Here is a 17,534-nt window from a genome sequence, read left to right on the forward strand (position 1 = left end):
CTCAACCTACCAAATTGAAGCCTCTCGGCGCTCTCTAGCCTGCATTTCCTGTTTTAATCCCAGTTCAAGCAATTGTGCAACATCTATAATCAACGAAACCGAGCCGTCGCCCAAAATAGAAGCACCGGCAATTCCGGGAGAATTGGTAAACTGATCCTTTAAAGGTTTTATTACAACAGATTCCTCCCCTATCAAACTGTCTACCATGAGACCTACTTTTTTCTCTTCGGTTCCGACTACAACTATGTAATTATATCCGTCATCATCGGTTTCTGCCGATGTAATGCCGAATAGGCGGTTAAGCCTTAAAAGACTGTACACCTCATCACGGACATTGAAAACTTCATAATTATCAATACGGTTAATTTCGTCGGGCTTTACCCTGTGGCTTTCTATAACCGAAGTAATCGGAATGGAGTAAACTTCGTCCCCAACCCTTATCAAAAGTCCCTGTATAATTGCCAAGGTCAACGGCAGTTTTATAATAAATCTTGTTCCCACATTGGGTTCGGATTCTACCATTACGGTTCCGTTTAATTTTTCGATGTGAGTCTTTACTACATCAAGACCTACGCCTCGGCCGGACACACTCGAAATTGTTTTACTCGTCGAAAAACCGGGAGCAAAAACCAATTGGAAGGCTTCAATATCCGTAAGATTTTTATTGGGATGCAAAATGCCTCTTTCAACGGCCTTTTGTTTTACTGCTTCAACGTCAATTCCATGACCGTCATCTGCAACTTCAATAACAATCATGTTTCCTTCATTGCTTGCTTTAAGTAACAGTATACCTTGTTCGGATTTCCCTAAACTTTTTCTCACTTCAGGCGATTCAACACCGTGATCAAGCGAGTTCCGCACACAGTGCATTATGGGATCAAGCAAATCCTCGACAACCGATTTATCAAGCTCGGTGTCTTCACCTTCAATCACAAGTTGAACGTTTTTATTTAAATCTCTCGACAAATCCCGAACTACGCGGGGAAAGCGGCTGAAAATCTGACTGATAGGAACCATTCGTATCTTCATAACGCCTTCTTGAAGTTCTCCTGAGATACGGCCTAAATTTTGAGATGAAGATTTGAATTTTGTTACGGCTGCCTTCATTGAAGAATCAAAATCACCAAAGATCTCGATAAGCCCCGAATATTCGTTTAAAACATCTTGTTTTATAGAGTTGATATCGTAGCCCTGCTGAATTTTTTCAAGATAATCGGGAATCTTATCCAAAAGTTTTCTTGTTTTATCTTTGTAAACTGTGCTGGAATTCTGAAATTTATCGTAAAGTTCAGTAAATTCGATCGAGCTCTGGTTTAAAGAGGCCTTTGTTATAACCGTTTCACTTACCAGATTTAAAAGATAATCTATTCTGTTTGCATCTACACGTAAAATAGAACCTGAGGAAGAATGTCCGCTTCCTTGCGAGGCCGTTTGAGTCTGCTTTTTCTCGCTCTTTTCGACAGGTTTGGATAAGGCTTCGCCTGTTTCTACAGCTGCTTTTTCTTCTGTCTTTTCAGGAGCCTTTGTCACAGGAGCACTTGCCTGAGATGAAGTTTCCGAAGCCGTTTGTACGGGAACGGGAGCTTTATGAGCTTCATTCTTAACCTCAAGTTTTTCGGCACTTGCAGAAAGAGTGACATCGCCTATAAAGGCTGCTTTTTCCAAAATATTTTTGTCCGTAGCCGAAGATAAAAAATAAATTACGGTTTCATGAAATTCATCTTCATATAAAGCATCAAAATCGGGAACGGTTTTTAATACGCTTCCGTAGTCTTTTAAAGCGGCAAAAACCTGAATACCGCCTACCGAATTCATTAAATTCGATTCATCGAATTTTACTATAACCGCGTATAATTCTTCGCCTTTTTGAATTGTTTCCGCCAATTCAAGAAGCTCATACTCCGAAAAATAATCTTTAACATCCAAACTTGAAGCCGAAGCCTGCATTTTAGGTGCAGTCGCAGGCGGTGAAGAAGCAGGTATGGAAACCTTAGGAGCTGAAGACTTGCCGGCTTTTTTATCTGCTTTTTGCGGAATATAAGATCTCAATTGGTTTACAACGCCTGAAACATCATCAGAGTATATTGAACCTGAAGCTCTGGCATCCAGCATGAGCTTAATTATGTCTATCGATTTTAGCAATAAATCGACAGTCTCTCCGGTTACCTTAACGGTACCGCTTCTGATCTCATCGAGAAGATCTTCCATTGCGTGCGTAAATTGAGACAACTCGGTCATCTCGACCGTAGCGGAACCGCCTTTTAAAGTATGAGCAGCTCTAAATATCTCATCGACAGCATTACGGTCTTCAGGGTTTTGTTCTATAACCAAAACATTACTTTCAAGTATTTCAACTTGTTGTTCTGCTTCGCTAAAAAAATCTTTTAACAGTTCTTCGTTATTGATGTCAAGATAATCACTCATACATATATTCTATACTATTTATAATATTAGTCAAGAAGAAAACCGTTTTTTTTCACTTTATTTTATTTACTAATGGCTTTTTTTTTAAAGTTAACTAGATTTTTTTTAATATTTATTGTAAAATACTAGAATATGAGTACAAACAGCAAAAAAATAAAATTTTTATTGTTTCTCTTTTTAATAAAAACATCCGTTATTTTCGCGCAAAGTTTTTCGATTCCTCATTTTGAAAACACAAATCTTTTATACGGCATAAATAAAGCACCCTATGTAACGGGCAGCTCTGCTTTGTTATTCAAACTAAGGTTTGCACCGCATCATACAGTTTATTTCGATATGGATATCGATGCAAACATCGAAAAACTTCCGGAGTTCTTTTATTCGCCGCAAGATCCCCAATTCGACGGAAAATTCCGTTTTTGGGGAGCCTCAATTAATTTTCCGAAAATAAAGAACAAGCCGGTTGCTATCGGAATTTTTACGGGTAAATACGACACCTTGGGATCGGATTCCGTTTTACAGGAACTTCTTAAAACAAAAATACCTGAACCTGAGTTTCGAAGACATCATCCCGGTTCTGCGTTCCGTCCTCGCAACTTTGTTCAAGGAACAGGTTTAGGTATTTACGGAGCTTTTACTTCAAGGCTTTACATGGGAACATATGTAACTTGGAATGAAAAAATAAATGACGATTTGCAAATCAAATCTGACTTTAGGCTGGGAGGAGCTTTTGACTTTTTTGCCTTCGATTTTTTTGCAGGAGCTTCTTTCCCCAAAAACTTAAAGAAAACAAAATTAAGAGCCGGAGTTGCCGTGCTTTTTAAAACCGATGACGACTACGATTTTTTCTCTGAAGCGGGCCTTGCAGAAATAAAAATTGAAAACATGAGCGTAAAAGACTTTACTTCAAACTTCTATGCTTCCTTTGAAGCAAGGATAAAAAAGAACTTTATGCAGTCGGCTGTGGCTTGTTTTGTATCTCCCGTATTTTTACTTCCGCAAAGCATCAAAGATCCTTCACTAAAAGATTCTTTTTTTATGGGACTTAGTGCGGATATAAGTTTTGGAAACTCGGATACACACGGCGGTATTCATCTGATGGGCACGGTAAATCCGTTAAAACCCACAGTTATTACACCTTTTTCATTTTTAGTAAGTCCTTTTTATACTTTGAAATTTGAAAGCATCGAATTTGACTTTAGACTTCCCGTAAACCCATTACTTTACAACGATATATCAAAAATGATAACAGCACAAATATCAATAAAGGCGGTGTACTAATGAATTTTTATAAAAAAATTTTAAGCGTTGCGATTTTTTTTATATGCATAACAAGCGTATTTTCCCTCGAAATTGAAACTTCAGTAAGCGTCGGAAATACACCTTTTAACTCAAAAGGAATTACAGGAAAAATACCCGATTTCGGATTTAAATTGATTTTAGACGAAAATCTAGGCAAAAATGTAACCGGAAAATTATATATTCAGCGGGAGCTAGGTATAGGAAACACAATCGGAGGAAGAATAGCTTATACAACAGATTTATTAAATATTTCGATTGGACCTACATTGAGTTTGTTTAATGCGGGTATTGACAACAAGAATATAACGACTATCTTTCAACCGGGTCTGGGCACTTCCCTTTCTTTTAAATTACCCATAGGATTTTTTACCTCATTAGATACGAATTTTTCAATTCCTCTTGCAGCCGTAAAAACCAAAAACGTGTATCTGCAAAACGGAGAATTTGTTGCAGGATGGAGATTCCCTAATATACTCGCCTCAGTAAAAATTTCTCAAAAAAATAAGAGTATTGTTGAATCATCCGATGAAACACATATTTCCATCACCGACTTAGGTTTTTATACACTATCATACTCTAAGCCGTCAGGTATAAGGATTCCGTTAAACATAATTTATAGGATTAATCATTTTCAAAAAACCGGAGTACCAAGCGAAAAGATAGGCAATATAGTATTGGAAACGGGAGTAAATCATTATATATCAAGTGATATAGAATGGTTTGTTAACTTTGGAGCTTCGGTGTTTTCTTTTTCAGTAACAAAAAAAGGAGCCCCGGTTAAAAAGTTTTTTTTCAAAGCGGAAGCCGGTATTATTTTGAATATTAACTAATCCGCTAAAACGGAATCTTAAACAAAGCTTACAACCTTTATAGGTTAAATATAAAAGATAAGGAGTTTTTTATGAAGGTAGCTATCAACGGATTCGGAAGAATCGGAAGACTTGTTTTTCAAGCCTTGGTAAATCAAAATTTACTCGGAAAGGACAAATTCGATGTTGTTGCAGTTGTTGACCTTTCAACGGATGCAAAGTATTTTGCCTATCAGTTAAAATATGATTCGGTACAAGGCAAGATGAATGCCGAAATCGGCACTGACGGAGATGATGTTCTGGTTGTAAACGGTCATAAAATCAAATGTATATCCGGCAAAGGTCTGACACCGGCTCAATTACCGTGGAAGGCTCTTGGAATCGATGTAGTAATCGAAAGTACAGGTATTTATACAAACGAAAAAGCTTATGAACATCTTGATGCCGGAGCAAAAAAAGTTATCATTTCCGCCCCCGGAAAAAGTAAAGATCCGGCAAAACCCATCAAAACCTTTGTTATGGGCGTAAATGAAAATGAGTACAAGCCGGCAGAGCATCATGTAGTTTCAAATGCAAGCTGTACAACCAATTGTTTGGCTCCTGTTGTCCATATTCTTTTAAAAGAAGGTTTTGGAATTGAGACAGGTCTTATGACTACAATCCACGCCTACACGGCAACTCAAAAGACGGTAGACGGAGTTTCTCTAAAAGACTGGAGAGGCGGACGGGCTGCAGCTGTAAACATAATCCCTTCAACCACAGGAGCTGCAAAGGCTGTAGGTGAAGTTTTGCCCTCCACAAAGGGAAAGCTCACAGGCATGTCCTTTAGAGTTCCTACCCCGACAGGTTCTGTTGTTGACTTAACAATACGCACCGAAAAAGATAGCAGCATCGAAGAAATCGATGCTGCTATCAAAAAAGCCTCGGAAAGCTATCTAAAGGGTGTTCTAGCCTATTGTGATGAAGAAATAGTATCGACGGATATCATCCATGATTCTCATTCTTCAATATACGACAGCAAAGCAACCTTACAAAACAATCTTCCCGGTGAAAAGAGATTTTTTAAACTTGTTTCATGGTATGACAATGAATGGGGTTATTCCAACAGAGTAATAGATTTACTTAAATTTATTACAAAGTAAAACTCGTTTAAATTAACCAAAATAAAAAGCCCTGCAGCTGATTCATAGTGCAGGGTTTTCTTATAAGTTTTTTAAACCTTATTCCGGCATTTCAAATCCTTCAGGGATGTCAATATTTGTGGAAACTGTTTGGACGTCATCATCCTCTTCCAACTTATCGATCATCTTCAAAGCTTTTTGAGTTGTATCGGCATCCAAAGCTACATAGGTATCGGGAACCATGGAAACGGCAGCAGATACGGATTCAAAACCTTTCTCCTGTAAGGCTTCAAGCACAGATGCAAAGTCATTTGGATCTGTGGTAACGGTAATAACGCCGTCTTCAGTTGCAATGTCTTCGGCTCCGGCTTCGAGAGCAACTTCCATAATTGCTTCTTCATTTACAATTTCTGCATCATATTCAATAACGCCTTTTCGGTTAAACATATAGGCTACGGAACCTGTTGCACCCAAGTTTCCGCCGCTTTTTGTAAAAATATTTCTGACACTGGCGGCTGTTCTATTTTTATTGTCCGTTAAGACTTCAACCAAAACGGCAACTCCGCCGGGCCCATAACCTTCATACAATAATTCTTCATAGTTTACGGCACCGAGTTCTCCCGTTCCTTTTTTAATAGCTCTTTCTATATTATCCTTAGGCATATTTGCAGCACGAGCTTTTAAAACGGCTGTTCTAAGTCTGGGGTTGGTAGCGGGATCTCCGCCGCCCATTTTTGCAGCAATTGAAATTTCTTTAATAAATTTAGTAAACAGCTGGCCTCTTTTAGCATCAGCTGCTCCTTTGGCATGTTTAATTGTAGCCCATTTACTATGTCCTGACATGAAAACTCCTTAATCTCTTCTAAAAAAAATAGAGTTTAATATTACACAAAAAAACAAAATATGTCAATGCAAAAAGTTAAAAAAAAGCCCGATATAAATTCATATCGGGCTTTTAAAGCAGGTTTATGGACGTCGTGAAGCAACACCCTTTTCGATCAAGGCCATAAACTCATGTTCATACCAGTCTTGAGAATAAGGGAAATGCTTTCGGATAACGGGTTTTAATTTAAACTCGATAGCATCTTTACAAGCTTCGCAGACGTCATATTCGCGGATATGCCAGTAAGTCATTCCCGTAATAGGATTTACCAGCTCTTTTCTACAAATATCACAGTTCAATGTCTTCATAATAATACTCCTTAACATTTGTTTATATCAATATATATCATTCTACCTCATTTTTCATACTTTGTCGAGTAAAAAAACGATTTTTTTTCGGTTTAAAGCATTTTTTATCATTAAATTGCCCTTGTTCTTTCTTTTAAGAATACCTTGTGCTGTTCATCCAGATAAGGTGTAAGTCTTTCACAAACCTCTTTATGATATTCGTTGAGCCATTCGATATCCTCTGCCGACAAGATTCCGGGTACAATGGGTCGTGTATCAATGGGGCAAAGGGTAATCGTTTTAAATTGATAGAATTCTCCGTCTTCGGTTTTCATAAAATCGGTAGTAACCACCAAACTTTCTATACGTATTCCGTGACTTCCTGCAACATAGAGACCGGGCTCATTGGAAGTTACCATACCGATTTTCATTGGAACATCTAAAAATCGGCTTGAAATCGATTGAGGTCCTTCATGAACGGAAAGCACATAACCTACCCCGTGGCCTGTACCGTGTTTGTAGTCCCGTCCTCTAGCCCAAAGGTGCTCTCTGGGGATGGTATCGATAGCATGTCCGGTGGTTCCGGCCTTAAATTTAGCACGGGCAAGGGAAATATGGGCTTTTAAAACGAGTGTGTAGTCCGTTTTTTCCTGCTCTGTAAGTTCTCCAAGTTTTATGGTTCGAGTAATATCTGTTGTACCGTTTAGATACTGTCCTCCGCTGTCCAAAAGCAAGAAACTCTTAGGTTGAAGTTTTGCAGATTCGGCAGGGGAAGGCGCATAGTGAATGATGGCACCGTTGGGGCCGTAGCCTGAGATGGTCTCAAAACTTTCTTCTAAAAAGTCCTTGCCTTCTGCCCTGAATTTTAAGAGTTTTTCGCTTACATCCCATTCTGTAATACCTTTTCCTGCATTTTCCTCTACCCATTTTAGGATTTTTACCATTGCGGCGCCGTCTTTTTCCATAGCGTCATCGAAGTTTTTAAGCTCAACGGCATTTTTTATTGCTTTAAGCGTTGAGGTTAGATTTAAACCTTTTTCAACATTTGCTTTGATTTGGCTGTACAAATACACATTTGTTCTTGCAGGATCTATGTAAACCTTTCCTGTAAGTTTTGCGGCTTCTGCAAAGACATCTTCATACCCCATTACCGTAACCCCTTGAGAAACAAAGTATGATTCAACCTCGTCGGTTAACTGTTTCGGCGAAATAAAAATAATTGCCCTAGTTTTATCGATTATTGCATAAGCGGTAACAACAGGATTACATCTTACATCTCTTCCGCGGACATTAAAAAGATAGCAGACATCTTCAAGGGCTCCGATAACCGTAGAATCGGCTTTTTTTTCGGTAAGCATGGAGCGGACTTCTTCAATCTTTTCTTTTGCGGATTTTCCTGTGTATTTTTCCTCTAAGATAAAAGCTTCACTTAAAACAGCCTGAGGACGGTCTTTCCAGATTTCGTCTATTAGGTCGATATCTGTAACAAGTTCAATACCACCAAGCTCTTTTTGCATAGAATCAAAGCTGTAAACAGATACAACCTTACCATCCATTCCGAGTTTTTCACCCGGTTTTAAAGCGGATTTTAAAAACTCGTTTACGGTGGGAACCCCCGGCTCCATCATTTTATAAAGTTCAATTCCGGATCCTTCAAGCTGCTTTTCAGCCTGTAAAAAGTAACGGCCGTCCGTCCATAAAATAGCCTTATCCTTGGTAACAAGAACGGTTCCTGCAGATCCCGTAAAACCCGAAATAAACTCGCGTGTTTTATAGTTTTCGGGTAAATACTCACTTTGATGAGGATCGGAAGAAGGGATCAAATAAGCACTTAAAGAATGCTCCTTCATTTTTTGCCTTAGAGCGGCAACTCTATCTCGTATATTCATATAAACCATCCTTTAAAATATAATTTTATGTCTTGAGAGTATAATACTATTTATATTTTATGTAAAGCCTTTTAATATGTAAACCATTTACTATGTAAATTTAATAAAACGTTTATCGGTTCAAATGATATTGATAAATTCTATAAACTATATCCCTCTTTGCCCCTGTTTTTTCGATGTCGGTAATCATGGGAATATTGTACTCCCAAATAGTAGAGCCTTCGCCTTCAATATAGCCTTTTTTTATTGCAGCTTGATACAGGCGTGAATAAATAGCTGCTGAAACACCTTTATTACGATATTTAGGATCAACAAATAAAACAAAAGTTCTAAGACGTCTCATTTTACGTTTATAATAAAGGAATTTAAAAATACCTAAGGGAAAAAGCTTACCTTTGAGGTGCTTCAATACATCATTATAATCGGGAAGAGTAACATTAAAACCTATGGGACTGCCATCAGCTGTTCTCGCAATAAAAATCAATTCCTCATCGGCGAAAGATATCAGCTGTTTTAAAACCATATCAATTTCTTTACGGGTCATGGGCATAAAGTCTTCCCATTCTTCAGGTTCGGAATTTAAAAGAATTGTGTGAACATCTCCTATATCCCGCTTAACATTCTTTTTTAAGTCAATATGATCTACATGAAACCCATAGCGCTTTTCTACCAAAGGAGCTAATCGTACATATCGGCTTGCATCGACATCATCAAAACGGGCATGATAAGCATAGCAATCCCAATATTTTTCGAACCCGAACCTTATAAAAAAGTCGTTATAATATTTTTTGTTATAGGTATTCATTATATATGTGCGGTTTTCAAAATTATCGGTAATAAATCCCCGGTTATCTTCCCCTCCCGGAAGAGAAAGAGGGCCTTTAATTCTATCCATACCTTTTTCCAAAAACCATTTTTTTGCAGCATCAAGCATTTTTTCGGCGACGGCATAATCTTCAATACACTCAAATTGAGAAATATAACCGACCCGAATTTTTTTATATTCATTCAATTTACCGTCAATTCCGTACAAAATACGGCCTACTGTTTTTCCGTCAATTTGAGCAACTATCTTTACGTGAGGGCCTGCATCACATAAAGAATTATCGATTCCCGACACATATTTTTTATACTCGCTTATAATAGGCGGTATCCATGAACTATCATTCTTATACAACTCAAAAGGTAAAAGAGCAAATTCATTCAATAGTTTTGAATTATTAACTTCAAGTAAAACAATTTTATCCATAATTTTTTTCCTAAATTTTATTTTTATAGTAATAAAACAAGAAAATAACATTTTTTATAAGTATTTGTCAATATTGTAAATATTTTACAATTTTACACTTGAAAAATTCATAACTTATGTGTATAATGTGCTAATTGGAGGAATATATGAAGAAATCGATACTAAGTTTAGTCTTTCTTGTTCTAATTTTTTCCCTTTTTACGATTGCTCCGTCTTTTTCACAAAATGTTGATGAAGCAGATGTTTACTATGTAAATGTGCAAATTTTAAAAATCTTTGCACATTCAAAGGGCTTTTATGTAATCTACCGAAGAGCCGGATTAAAACATGCAGAAGTGTTTATTCCTAAAGCATGGCTTGAACCTAAAGATGGGAGAGCCAAAATGGAACTGGTAAACACCAGAGTTAATCCGTACCTGTCTTTTTATATTAAAGACGGAAAGTTTGATCATATAAAAATAGCCGCTCCCAGAGACTTAGGAAGCCCGATATGGGGCGCATTAAAAACTCCAAATGTCTATGACTCTAAATTTGACGGCATAGAAAGCCTTGAACTAAAATTTTAAAATCCAAAAACAGTTACTTCCCCTCTAAGGCTTAACAAGCTTTAGAGGGGTTTATGAGGAAGACATGCATAACAACAGCTCAGCAATCAGGAAACCTTTAATTCCTGTGAAATTGATTGAATTTTTGGACAACTATGAGAATTTTATTATTGCAGGCCATAAAGAACCTGACGGCGACTGTATTGGAAGCTGTCTTGCGATGTCCTTATTCCTCAAAAGAAAAAACAAAAACTGTATTTTAATGTCCGCAGGACCTTTTAAGCGCACAGAAATCAAAGATTATGAAAAGTTTTTTACCGATAAACTTGAAATTTCAGATAAGATCAATCCCAAAAACTCAGGCCTCATAATCCTTGACTGCTCGGGTTTTGATCGGGTCGGAGACATTGCAACCCTGATTAGGAATTTTAATTATATTATAATAGACCATCATGCTACAAACACCGAAAGGTCAGATAATTCCCTTATAATGCCTGAAGCTCCTTCAACAACATATCTGATTCAGTCCATTATCGAAGAAATGGGCGAAAAACCGACAAAAGAAGAAGCGGAAGCCTTATTTTTTGGACTTTGTACTGATACAGGCTTTTTTAGACATTTAGATGAAAGAAGTGCCGAAGTTTTTAACCACGCTTCCCGTCTAATTGCAGCCGGAGCCAATCCAAAACAAACCTTTATGAAAATGAACGGAGGAAAAAAGTTTGCTTCACGCCTCCTTATTTCCCGAATTCTCGATAGAATGAAACCCTATTATGACGGAAGGCTTGTTATTTCGTATGAAACCTATGATGATGCTATGGAATTCGGACTTGAAAGCAGAGATTCAGATATATTATATCAACTGATTCAGACAATGGAAGGAGTTGAAGCTATATGTATTGTAAGGCAGGAATCTCCAACTCATTGTTCGGTAGGCTTTAGGTCTTTGGACAAGATTGATGTAAGTAAGATAGCCTTATCTTTCGGCGGAGGCGGCCATAAACAGGCTTCGGGTCTATACATCGAAGGAAAATTCGATGAACTGATACCCAAATTCGTTGAAGCCTTCGGGAGCCAAATGTAAATTCTAAGATTGATTTTTTTAAGATAATGTGGTAGAATGCTTTCGATAATGCAATAGGAGAAAAGTTTTGAATAACGATGAAATTTTGTTTCCGCTTTTGGAAAAAGGCGATATAAAACATACAATGGAAATGGCCGCAGCAGAAAATAAAAAGCCCTTTGAGATCATAAATGAAGGAATGAATATCGTTACGGCCTCTATTTTAGCTGATATACCCTCGGTTTATAAAATGGACTTAATAAGAAAGGTCGGAGCCCTTTTTTCTACACAAGAATACTGCGAACTCTTAAATCAAAAAATGTTTACGCTTAAACCTGAAGAAAGGGATAAATTAAAAGATCAGGGGATATTGATAAATAAAGAAACCACGCTTCCCTACTGTCAATGGTTTAATATTTTTGAAATAGCCTTCCCATGGCTGCCTCTTTCCGTTTTTGAAGATTTTGCAGTTTATCTTAGGGACGAAAAAAAGCTCATTCTCGACAAAGAAACAATTGAAATTGTCCGGGATAGTTTTTCGGCATCCAAAAGATATTCCGAAAGAGAGCTTTCACGTCTTTTTGACTCAAATATATTAAAAGATCCGGCAGATATAGACGATGAAGAATAAAAATCGCATTTTTTTTTAATTTTTTAAAAAAAAGCCCTAAAGTTTTAGAATCATAAAACCGAAGATAGATAATGAGGGTCTTCTATCCTCAAAATAAAGCAAGGATGCTTTATAAAAACATTATTCCAGGGAGGAATATCTATGATTATTAATCACAACATGAGTGCGATGTTCGCACAGAGAACGCAGGGTGTTACCAATGTACGCATCGGTAAAGACATCGAAAAACTTTCATCCGGTTTACGCATTAACCGTGCAGGCGATGACGCTTCCGGTCTTGCAGTTTCCGAGAAAATGAGAAGCCAAATTCGAGGTTTAAACCAAGCTTCTGCAAACGCTTCAAACGGCATTAACTTTATTCAAGTAGCCGAAGCTTTCTTGCAGGAAACAACCGACATCATGCAGAGAATCAGAGAACTGGCCGTTCAATCTTCAAACGGTATCTATTCCGCTGAAGACAGAATGCAGATTCAGGTTGAAGTTTCTCAGCTCGTTGCCGAAGTTGACCGAATTGCAAGTTCAGCCCAATTTAACGGTATGAACATGCTTACAGGCCGCTTTGCCAGAGCAACAGGTGAAAATGTTGTTACCGGTTCAATGTGGTTCCACATTGGTGCAAACATGGATCAGAGAATGCGCGTATACATTGGAACAATGTCTGCAGCAGCTCTCGGAATCCGAAATATCGGTGATGAATCAATCATGACAATCGAAACAGCTGATGCTGCAAACATGAGCATCGGAACAATCGATGAAGGTCTTAAAAAGATCAACAAGCAAAGAGCCGACCTCGGCGCTTACCAGAACAGAATGGAGTTGACGGTTGTAGGTATCGATATCGCTGCCGAAAACCTCCAAGCCGCAGAGTCAAGAATTCGTGATGCCGATATGGCAAAACAGATGGTTGAATACACCAAAAACCAGATTTTGTCAAATACCGGTACTGCAATGCTCGCTCAGGCTAACAACAACAGCCAGCTTGTAATGTCTCTTTTAAGGTAACAAATTTGTAAAATACTCTTGTATTTTTTTAATTATAAGAGTATAATGAGTTAAGCGTGAAGGGGATTTCCCCTGCACGCTTAAGCGATCTTTGAAAAAATGCCCCCTTGAGGGGCGGCCCTTATGAAGCCCTGTATCACAGTATTATTAGCAGTTTGAAGAAAATTGTTAATAATACTGTGTTTATAATTTGTATAAAAGGCGCTAAATTTTATGCATTATTATAAAATACAGGAATATTTTTCAGCAAAGGATGCTGAACTATAGGACTTCAGGGAGGGTCATATGATTATTAATCACAATATGAGTGCAATGTTTGCACAGAGACAGGGAGGAGTCAACGAACTTCATCTCGCAAAAAACATCGAAAAACTTTCCAGTGCGGAAAGAATCAACCGTGCAGGTGACGATGCTTCCGGTTTAGCCGTATCCGAAAAGATGCGCAGCCAGATCAGAGGTTTAAACCAAGCCGGACAGAACATTCAAAACGGTGTTTCTTTCATTCAAGCAACGGAAGGTTATCTAGGTGAAACTACAGATATAGTTCAGAGATTAAGAGAATTGGCTATCCAAGCCTCAAACGGTATTTATTCTGCAGAAGACAGAATGCAGATTCAAGTCGAAGTTTCGCAGCTTGTTGACGAAGTAGACAGAATCGCAAGTCATGCTCAGTTCAATGGAATGAATATCCTTACAGGCCGCTTCGCACAGGATTCCGTATCGGGACCCATGCAGCTCCATGTCGGTGCAAATATGGATCAAAGAGAAAAGATCTATATAGGAACAATGACAGCTACAGCACTCGGTATTATTGGAGAGCAGCAGGGCGGAGAAGACAAGATGATTTCTATGTCTTCAGTAGACGGTGCAAACATGGCATTGGGAACCCTTGATAATGCTCTTAAACAGATTAACAAGCAGCGTGCAGACCTGGGTGCATACCAGAATAGGTTTGAAATGGCATATAACGGTATAGCAATTGCTTCCGAAAATATGCAGGCTGCCGAATCAAGAATCCGAGATGCAGATATGGCTAAGGAAATTGTAGACTATACAAAGAACCAGATCTTGATCCAGTCAGGAACTGCTATGTTGGCACAAGCCAATGCACAGCCTCAGGCTGTTATTAGGCTTCTTCAATAACGAAGCAGATCTTGTAAAGGCCGATAAAAGAGATAACCGGATGTCATCTCTTGAAGTTAAAAGCCTTTAGAATTTTTAGGAAGATGAAGATGCGCCCTTCTTCTTCCTTTTTTTTACTGCTAAGAGTTGATGCTTAAAACGTTATAACTATATTTAGATGTCACGGATGATGTCTATTTTAAAGCCAAGGAGGTTTTTTATGAGTATAGAAGTAAACGGCATAGGGCACCAAGCAGCATTACAGCAAAGACGTGATACCGTGATTAACGGCTCAATGCGGGCTGCATCCGATGCAATAGCACAAAACGAAGCTGCCGAACAAGCCGAAAATCAAAAGAAGCTGGTGGACCCGAATGAAATCTCAAAAGCTGTTGCACAAATCCAAAAATTATGTGAGATGTGCGATCGTAAATTACAATTTAGAGTAAACAAAGAAACAAACCGTATAGTCATTAAGGTAATAGACGCAAATACCGACAAGGTAATCAGGGAAATTCCATCCGAAGAAATACAAAGACTGCAAGCAAGAATACGCGAAACGGTCGGCCTTTTATTTGACGAAACAATCTAGTCGGAAATTTTCCCTTTTTTAGGTATTAGAAAAAACAGGGGTTTAAATGTCCGATTTAAGTATACCGGGAGTCAATAGTCCATACGAAAAGCTTGTTGAAGCTTTGATTAAAAAGGAAAGAGTTCCTCGCGACAGAGAAGCCGAAAAACTTGAACGCCTGAAATTACAGGATGATTCGTGGAGGCAGGTCAATAAATTCTCTCTTGAAGTGCGCAATGCTGCAAGAGACCTATATTCTTTTAATAATCCTTTTGTAGAAAAAATAGCAGAATCCACTAATGAAAGATCCTTTACGGCTACAGCTTCCAGAGGAGCTAAGGATCAAAACGTAAAACTCAATATAGTTCAAGTTGCAGAAGCCGATAAATTTTTAAGCAGTGAAATTAGTAAAGACCTTCAAATAAAAAAAGGAAAATACACCTTCAAAGTGGGAGAAAAAAACATATCCGTAAATTGGAAGGGAGGAAAATATAAGGGCTTTATCGACCTTATAAACTCCAAGGCGAAGGAAATTTTAAACATAACCGAAATAAAAATAACGCCTGACACTAAGTCCCTTTTATTTTCATCCAATATAACCGGTGCAAATAACAGATTGGAATTTGCAGATGATGCCCTGCCCTTCGCTCTTGAGATGGGTCTTATCAAAAAAAACGATACATCGGCCATAAAAACCTCGGTCTCTTCAGTTGAAACTAAGCCCGAATCCTCACAAAAAATAAATTTTTCCGAAACCGTAAAAGCTAAAGGTCAATACGTAATGGAGCTTACCGTTTCGATGAAAGAGCCTACAAAACTTTCAGACAAAATTGAAGACAATGGAAACAAAATTTATGAACAAATAGGCTCAATATCATACAGAGGCATAGTAATACAAAATGAACCCTCAAAAGACGGCCTCGATAAAATGCAGAGCGCCGATAAACCTTCAGCTTCGGCATCGAAAACTGACATGAATATTTTAGCTTTAGAGTCAACAAGAGGAGTACTTATTCCCCTGCCCCCTCTTTCTAAAAATGCGGAAACACAGACAATTACAATTCCATTGGCCGAATACGGGGATGTAAAAGCTCTTGCAATAAACAATAATAACACCGATAAGGCTGTCTTTATCGAAAATATCAAAATATTCGATCCTAAGGCCGCCGGAGACTATGTTCCGGTAAACCCCGTTTCGACAGCGCAGGATGCAATAATCAACTTTGAAGGCATACAAATTAAAAGAGATAAAAACGATATAGACGACTTAATACCCGGAGTAACCCTTCATGCTCACGAAACTTCGGAAAAACAGGAAAAACTGACTATAAAACCCGATGTAGAGGCTGTCAAAAATGCGATTATCGAACTGGTAGCCAAATACAATCGTGTTTTTGCTCAAATAAACATATTGACCCAAAATAAGCCGGAAATAATCGAAGAGCTGACCTATCTTTCGGAAGCGGAAGTTGAAGATGCGCAAAAAAAATTAGGACTTATGTACAGCGACTCTACTCTGATGACATTAAAATCCAACTTGAGACAGACAATAAATACTCCATATAAGGCATCGGAGGATTCAAAAATATATATGCTGGCTCAACTTGGCGTTTCCACAAAATCCGATTCTTCAGGCGGCATAGATATGTCCCGTCTTAGAGGATATTTGGAGATTGACGAAAAAAAACTTGATGAAGCCTTAAACAACAATATGGAAGAAGTAAAACTGTTTTTCGGTTTTGATTCTGACGGAGATATTTTAATAGATTCCGGGCTTGCACACGCAATGTATGAATATATCGATCCTTATACACAAAGAGGCGGTATCTTCGGTGTAAAAACAGACTCCTTAAAACTAAAGATGGATTCTTCCCAAAAAAGAATAGAAAACTATGACAAAAAATTAGCCGAAAAAGAGCTGGCTCTTAAAAAGAAATACGGAATAATGGATGGAACCTTAAAAAGTTTACAAAAACAATCGCAGACAATGAAGAATTTTACCGATTCTCTAAAAAAAACTAAGGATGAATAAATGAACATAAAATTAAATGGACAGGAAATCGACTTAAAATTCGATACCGAAACAACAATAGGCGACGTACTAGGAAACATTGAAGAAGTATGCCGAAAGCAAAAAAATACGATAACGCAAGTATGTGCAGACGGTAAAGAATTGACTTTAAGCCAACTAGATGAGCTTTTTACAAAGTCTCTGCAAGAAGATATAACTATTGAGCTTTTTACCACAAGCGGAGATGACATTAAAGAACTTTTAAAAGAACTTGGTCAAATATTTATAAAAAATTCAGAAGAAATCGAACAAATTCCTATCAAAGTACAAACGGGAAACGATATGGAAGTTATCAAAACGATAGAAGAATTTTCGCTTAATTTGGCAAAACTTTATGAAACGGCAAAATTGTTTGATATTGCCGATATTCCGAACGATTTAAATTTCGGCGAGATGACATTAGGCGAATATCAAAAAGAAATATCGTCCAATTTGGATGCTATAATAAATGCAATTGAAGGTATCGACACCGTAGAAATATCGGACATTGCCGAATATGAATTGGCACCGCTTGTAAAAAAGTTAGGAAATGGTTTATTATCAATAAAAGCATAACCGGAGAATA

16 protein-coding genes are annotated in these 17,534 nt (G+C 37.8%); 11 read left to right on the forward strand and 5 right to left on the reverse strand.

The annotated features are described in order from the left end of the window. Window positions 1-6: 6 nt before the first annotated feature. Window positions 7-2,424, reverse strand: coding sequence for a chemotaxis protein CheA (locus tag E4O01_RS06020; RefSeq protein ID WP_253694874.1), 2,418 nt, complete (start codon window positions 2,422-2,424; stop codon window positions 7-9). Window positions 2,425-2,556: 132 nt separating this feature from the next. Here E4O01_RS06020 and E4O01_RS06025 point away from each other — a divergent pair, with 132 nt between their 5' ends. The 3 genes from E4O01_RS06025 to gap all read left to right on the forward strand — a co-directional run bounded on the left by E4O01_RS06025 (window position 2,557) and on the right by gap (window position 5,677). Then, entirely contained in the window at window positions 2,557-3,705 is a 1,149-nt protein-coding gene (locus tag E4O01_RS06025; protein ID WP_253694875.1) for a hypothetical protein, read from the forward strand. After that, window positions 3,705-4,556 (forward strand): hypothetical protein, encoded by an 852-nt coding sequence (locus E4O01_RS06030; RefSeq protein WP_253694876.1) that lies wholly within the window; start codon window positions 3,705-3,707, stop codon window positions 4,554-4,556. The genes E4O01_RS06025 and E4O01_RS06030 overlap by 1 nt, the downstream gene beginning before the upstream one ends. Before the next feature lie 71 nt (window positions 4,557-4,627). Next, window positions 4,628-5,677, forward strand: coding sequence for a type I glyceraldehyde-3-phosphate dehydrogenase (gene gap / locus E4O01_RS06035; protein ID WP_253694877.1), 1,050 nt, complete (start codon window positions 4,628-4,630; stop codon window positions 5,675-5,677). Between the two features lie 78 nt (window positions 5,678-5,755). Here the strand turns inward: gap and E4O01_RS06040 are convergent, their stop codons facing one another. From E4O01_RS06040 to E4O01_RS06055, 4 genes are all read right to left on the reverse strand, one after another. Further along, window positions 5,756-6,499, reverse strand: a complete 744-nt coding sequence (locus E4O01_RS06040; protein WP_253694878.1) for a YebC/PmpR family DNA-binding transcriptional regulator — start codon at window positions 6,497-6,499, stop codon at window positions 5,756-5,758. A gap of 123 nt (window positions 6,500-6,622) precedes the next feature. Further along, complete coding sequence (locus E4O01_RS06045; RefSeq protein ID WP_253694879.1) at window positions 6,623-6,847, reverse strand: hypothetical protein; 225 nt, start codon at window positions 6,845-6,847, stop codon at window positions 6,623-6,625. Window positions 6,848-6,957: 110 nt separating this feature from the next. Next, entirely contained in the window at window positions 6,958-8,715 is a 1,758-nt protein-coding gene (locus E4O01_RS06050; RefSeq protein WP_253694880.1) for an aminopeptidase P family protein, read from the reverse strand. 112 nt (window positions 8,716-8,827) lie between these two features. Beyond that, entirely contained in the window at window positions 8,828-9,964 is a 1,137-nt protein-coding gene (locus E4O01_RS06055) for a hypothetical protein (RefSeq protein WP_253694881.1), read from the reverse strand. Between the two features lie 146 nt (window positions 9,965-10,110). Between E4O01_RS06055 and E4O01_RS06060 the strand changes: the two genes are divergently transcribed. From E4O01_RS06060 to E4O01_RS06095, 8 genes are all read left to right on the forward strand, one after another. Next, window positions 10,111-10,530: a hypothetical protein gene (locus tag E4O01_RS06060; protein ID WP_253694882.1), complete on the forward strand. Its 420-nt coding sequence runs from the start codon at window positions 10,111-10,113 to the stop codon at window positions 10,528-10,530. 64 nt (window positions 10,531-10,594) lie between these two features. Further along, window positions 10,595-11,593 (forward strand): DHH family phosphoesterase, encoded by a 999-nt coding sequence (locus tag E4O01_RS06065; RefSeq protein ID WP_253694883.1) that lies wholly within the window; start codon window positions 10,595-10,597, stop codon window positions 11,591-11,593. A gap of 67 nt (window positions 11,594-11,660) precedes the next feature. Next, on the forward strand, window positions 11,661-12,203 hold the full coding sequence (locus E4O01_RS06070; RefSeq protein ID WP_253694884.1) for a hypothetical protein: 543 nt from the start codon (window positions 11,661-11,663) through the stop codon (window positions 12,201-12,203). Window positions 12,204-12,344: 141 nt separating this feature from the next. Next, window positions 12,345-13,205, forward strand: a complete 861-nt coding sequence (locus E4O01_RS06075) for a flagellin N-terminal helical domain-containing protein (protein ID WP_253694885.1) — start codon at window positions 12,345-12,347, stop codon at window positions 13,203-13,205. Between the two features lie 285 nt (window positions 13,206-13,490). Beyond that, window positions 13,491-14,348, forward strand: coding sequence for a flagellin N-terminal helical domain-containing protein (locus E4O01_RS06080; RefSeq protein ID WP_253694886.1), 858 nt, complete (start codon window positions 13,491-13,493; stop codon window positions 14,346-14,348). A 199-nt stretch (window positions 14,349-14,547) separates the two neighbouring features. Continuing rightward, window positions 14,548-14,919, forward strand: coding sequence for a flagellar protein FlaG (locus tag E4O01_RS06085; RefSeq protein WP_253694887.1), 372 nt, complete (start codon window positions 14,548-14,550; stop codon window positions 14,917-14,919). Between the two features lie 46 nt (window positions 14,920-14,965). Continuing rightward, window positions 14,966-16,930 carry a flagellar filament capping protein FliD gene (fliD, locus tag E4O01_RS06090; protein WP_253694888.1) on the forward strand — a complete coding sequence of 655 codons (1,965 nt, stop codon included), beginning with the start codon at window positions 14,966-14,968 and terminating at the stop codon, window positions 16,928-16,930. Beyond that, the gene (locus E4O01_RS06095) at window positions 16,931-17,524 is read left to right on the forward strand and encodes a hypothetical protein (protein ID WP_253694889.1); all 594 of its coding nucleotides are present in this window, start codon (window positions 16,931-16,933) and stop codon (window positions 17,522-17,524) included. The last annotated feature ends 10 nt before the right edge of the window (window positions 17,525-17,534 follow it).

Source organism: Treponema sp. OMZ 790 (genome assembly GCF_024181285.1).
Classification (GTDB): domain Bacteria; phylum Spirochaetota; class Spirochaetia; order Treponematales; family Treponemataceae; genus Treponema_B.

What these genes read in the sequence shown, in the direction of transcription:
- E4O01_RS06020 (WP_253694874.1), bottom strand. Translation starts at nt 2,424, where the DNA reads ATGAGTGATTATCTTGACATCAATAACGAAGAACTGTTAAAAGATTTT.
- E4O01_RS06025 (WP_253694875.1), top strand. Translation starts at nt 2,557, where the DNA reads ATGAGTACAAACAGCAAAAAAATAAAATTTTTATTGTTTCTCTTTTTA.
- E4O01_RS06030 (WP_253694876.1), top strand. Translation starts at nt 3,705, where the DNA reads ATGAATTTTTATAAAAAAATTTTAAGCGTTGCGATTTTTTTTATATGC.
- gap (WP_253694877.1), top strand. Translation starts at nt 4,628, where the DNA reads ATGAAGGTAGCTATCAACGGATTCGGAAGAATCGGAAGACTTGTTTTT.
- E4O01_RS06040 (WP_253694878.1), bottom strand. Translation starts at nt 6,499, where the DNA reads ATGTCAGGACATAGTAAATGGGCTACAATTAAACATGCCAAAGGAGCA.
- E4O01_RS06045 (WP_253694879.1), bottom strand. Translation starts at nt 6,847, where the DNA reads ATGAAGACATTGAACTGTGATATTTGTAGAAAAGAGCTGGTAAATCCT.
- E4O01_RS06050 (WP_253694880.1), bottom strand. Translation starts at nt 8,715, where the DNA reads ATGAATATACGAGATAGAGTTGCCGCTCTAAGGCAAAAAATGAAGGAG.
- E4O01_RS06055 (WP_253694881.1), bottom strand. Translation starts at nt 9,964, where the DNA reads ATGGATAAAATTGTTTTACTTGAAGTTAATAATTCAAAACTATTGAAT.
- E4O01_RS06060 (WP_253694882.1), top strand. Translation starts at nt 10,111, where the DNA reads ATGAAGAAATCGATACTAAGTTTAGTCTTTCTTGTTCTAATTTTTTCC.
- E4O01_RS06065 (WP_253694883.1), top strand. Translation starts at nt 10,595, where the DNA reads ATGCATAACAACAGCTCAGCAATCAGGAAACCTTTAATTCCTGTGAAA.
- E4O01_RS06075 (WP_253694885.1), top strand. Translation starts at nt 12,345, where the DNA reads ATGATTATTAATCACAACATGAGTGCGATGTTCGCACAGAGAACGCAG.
- E4O01_RS06080 (WP_253694886.1), top strand. Translation starts at nt 13,491, where the DNA reads ATGATTATTAATCACAATATGAGTGCAATGTTTGCACAGAGACAGGGA.
- E4O01_RS06085 (WP_253694887.1), top strand. Translation starts at nt 14,548, where the DNA reads ATGAGTATAGAAGTAAACGGCATAGGGCACCAAGCAGCATTACAGCAA.
- fliD (WP_253694888.1), top strand. Translation starts at nt 14,966, where the DNA reads ATGTCCGATTTAAGTATACCGGGAGTCAATAGTCCATACGAAAAGCTT.
- E4O01_RS06095 (WP_253694889.1), top strand. Translation starts at nt 16,931, where the DNA reads ATGAACATAAAATTAAATGGACAGGAAATCGACTTAAAATTCGATACC.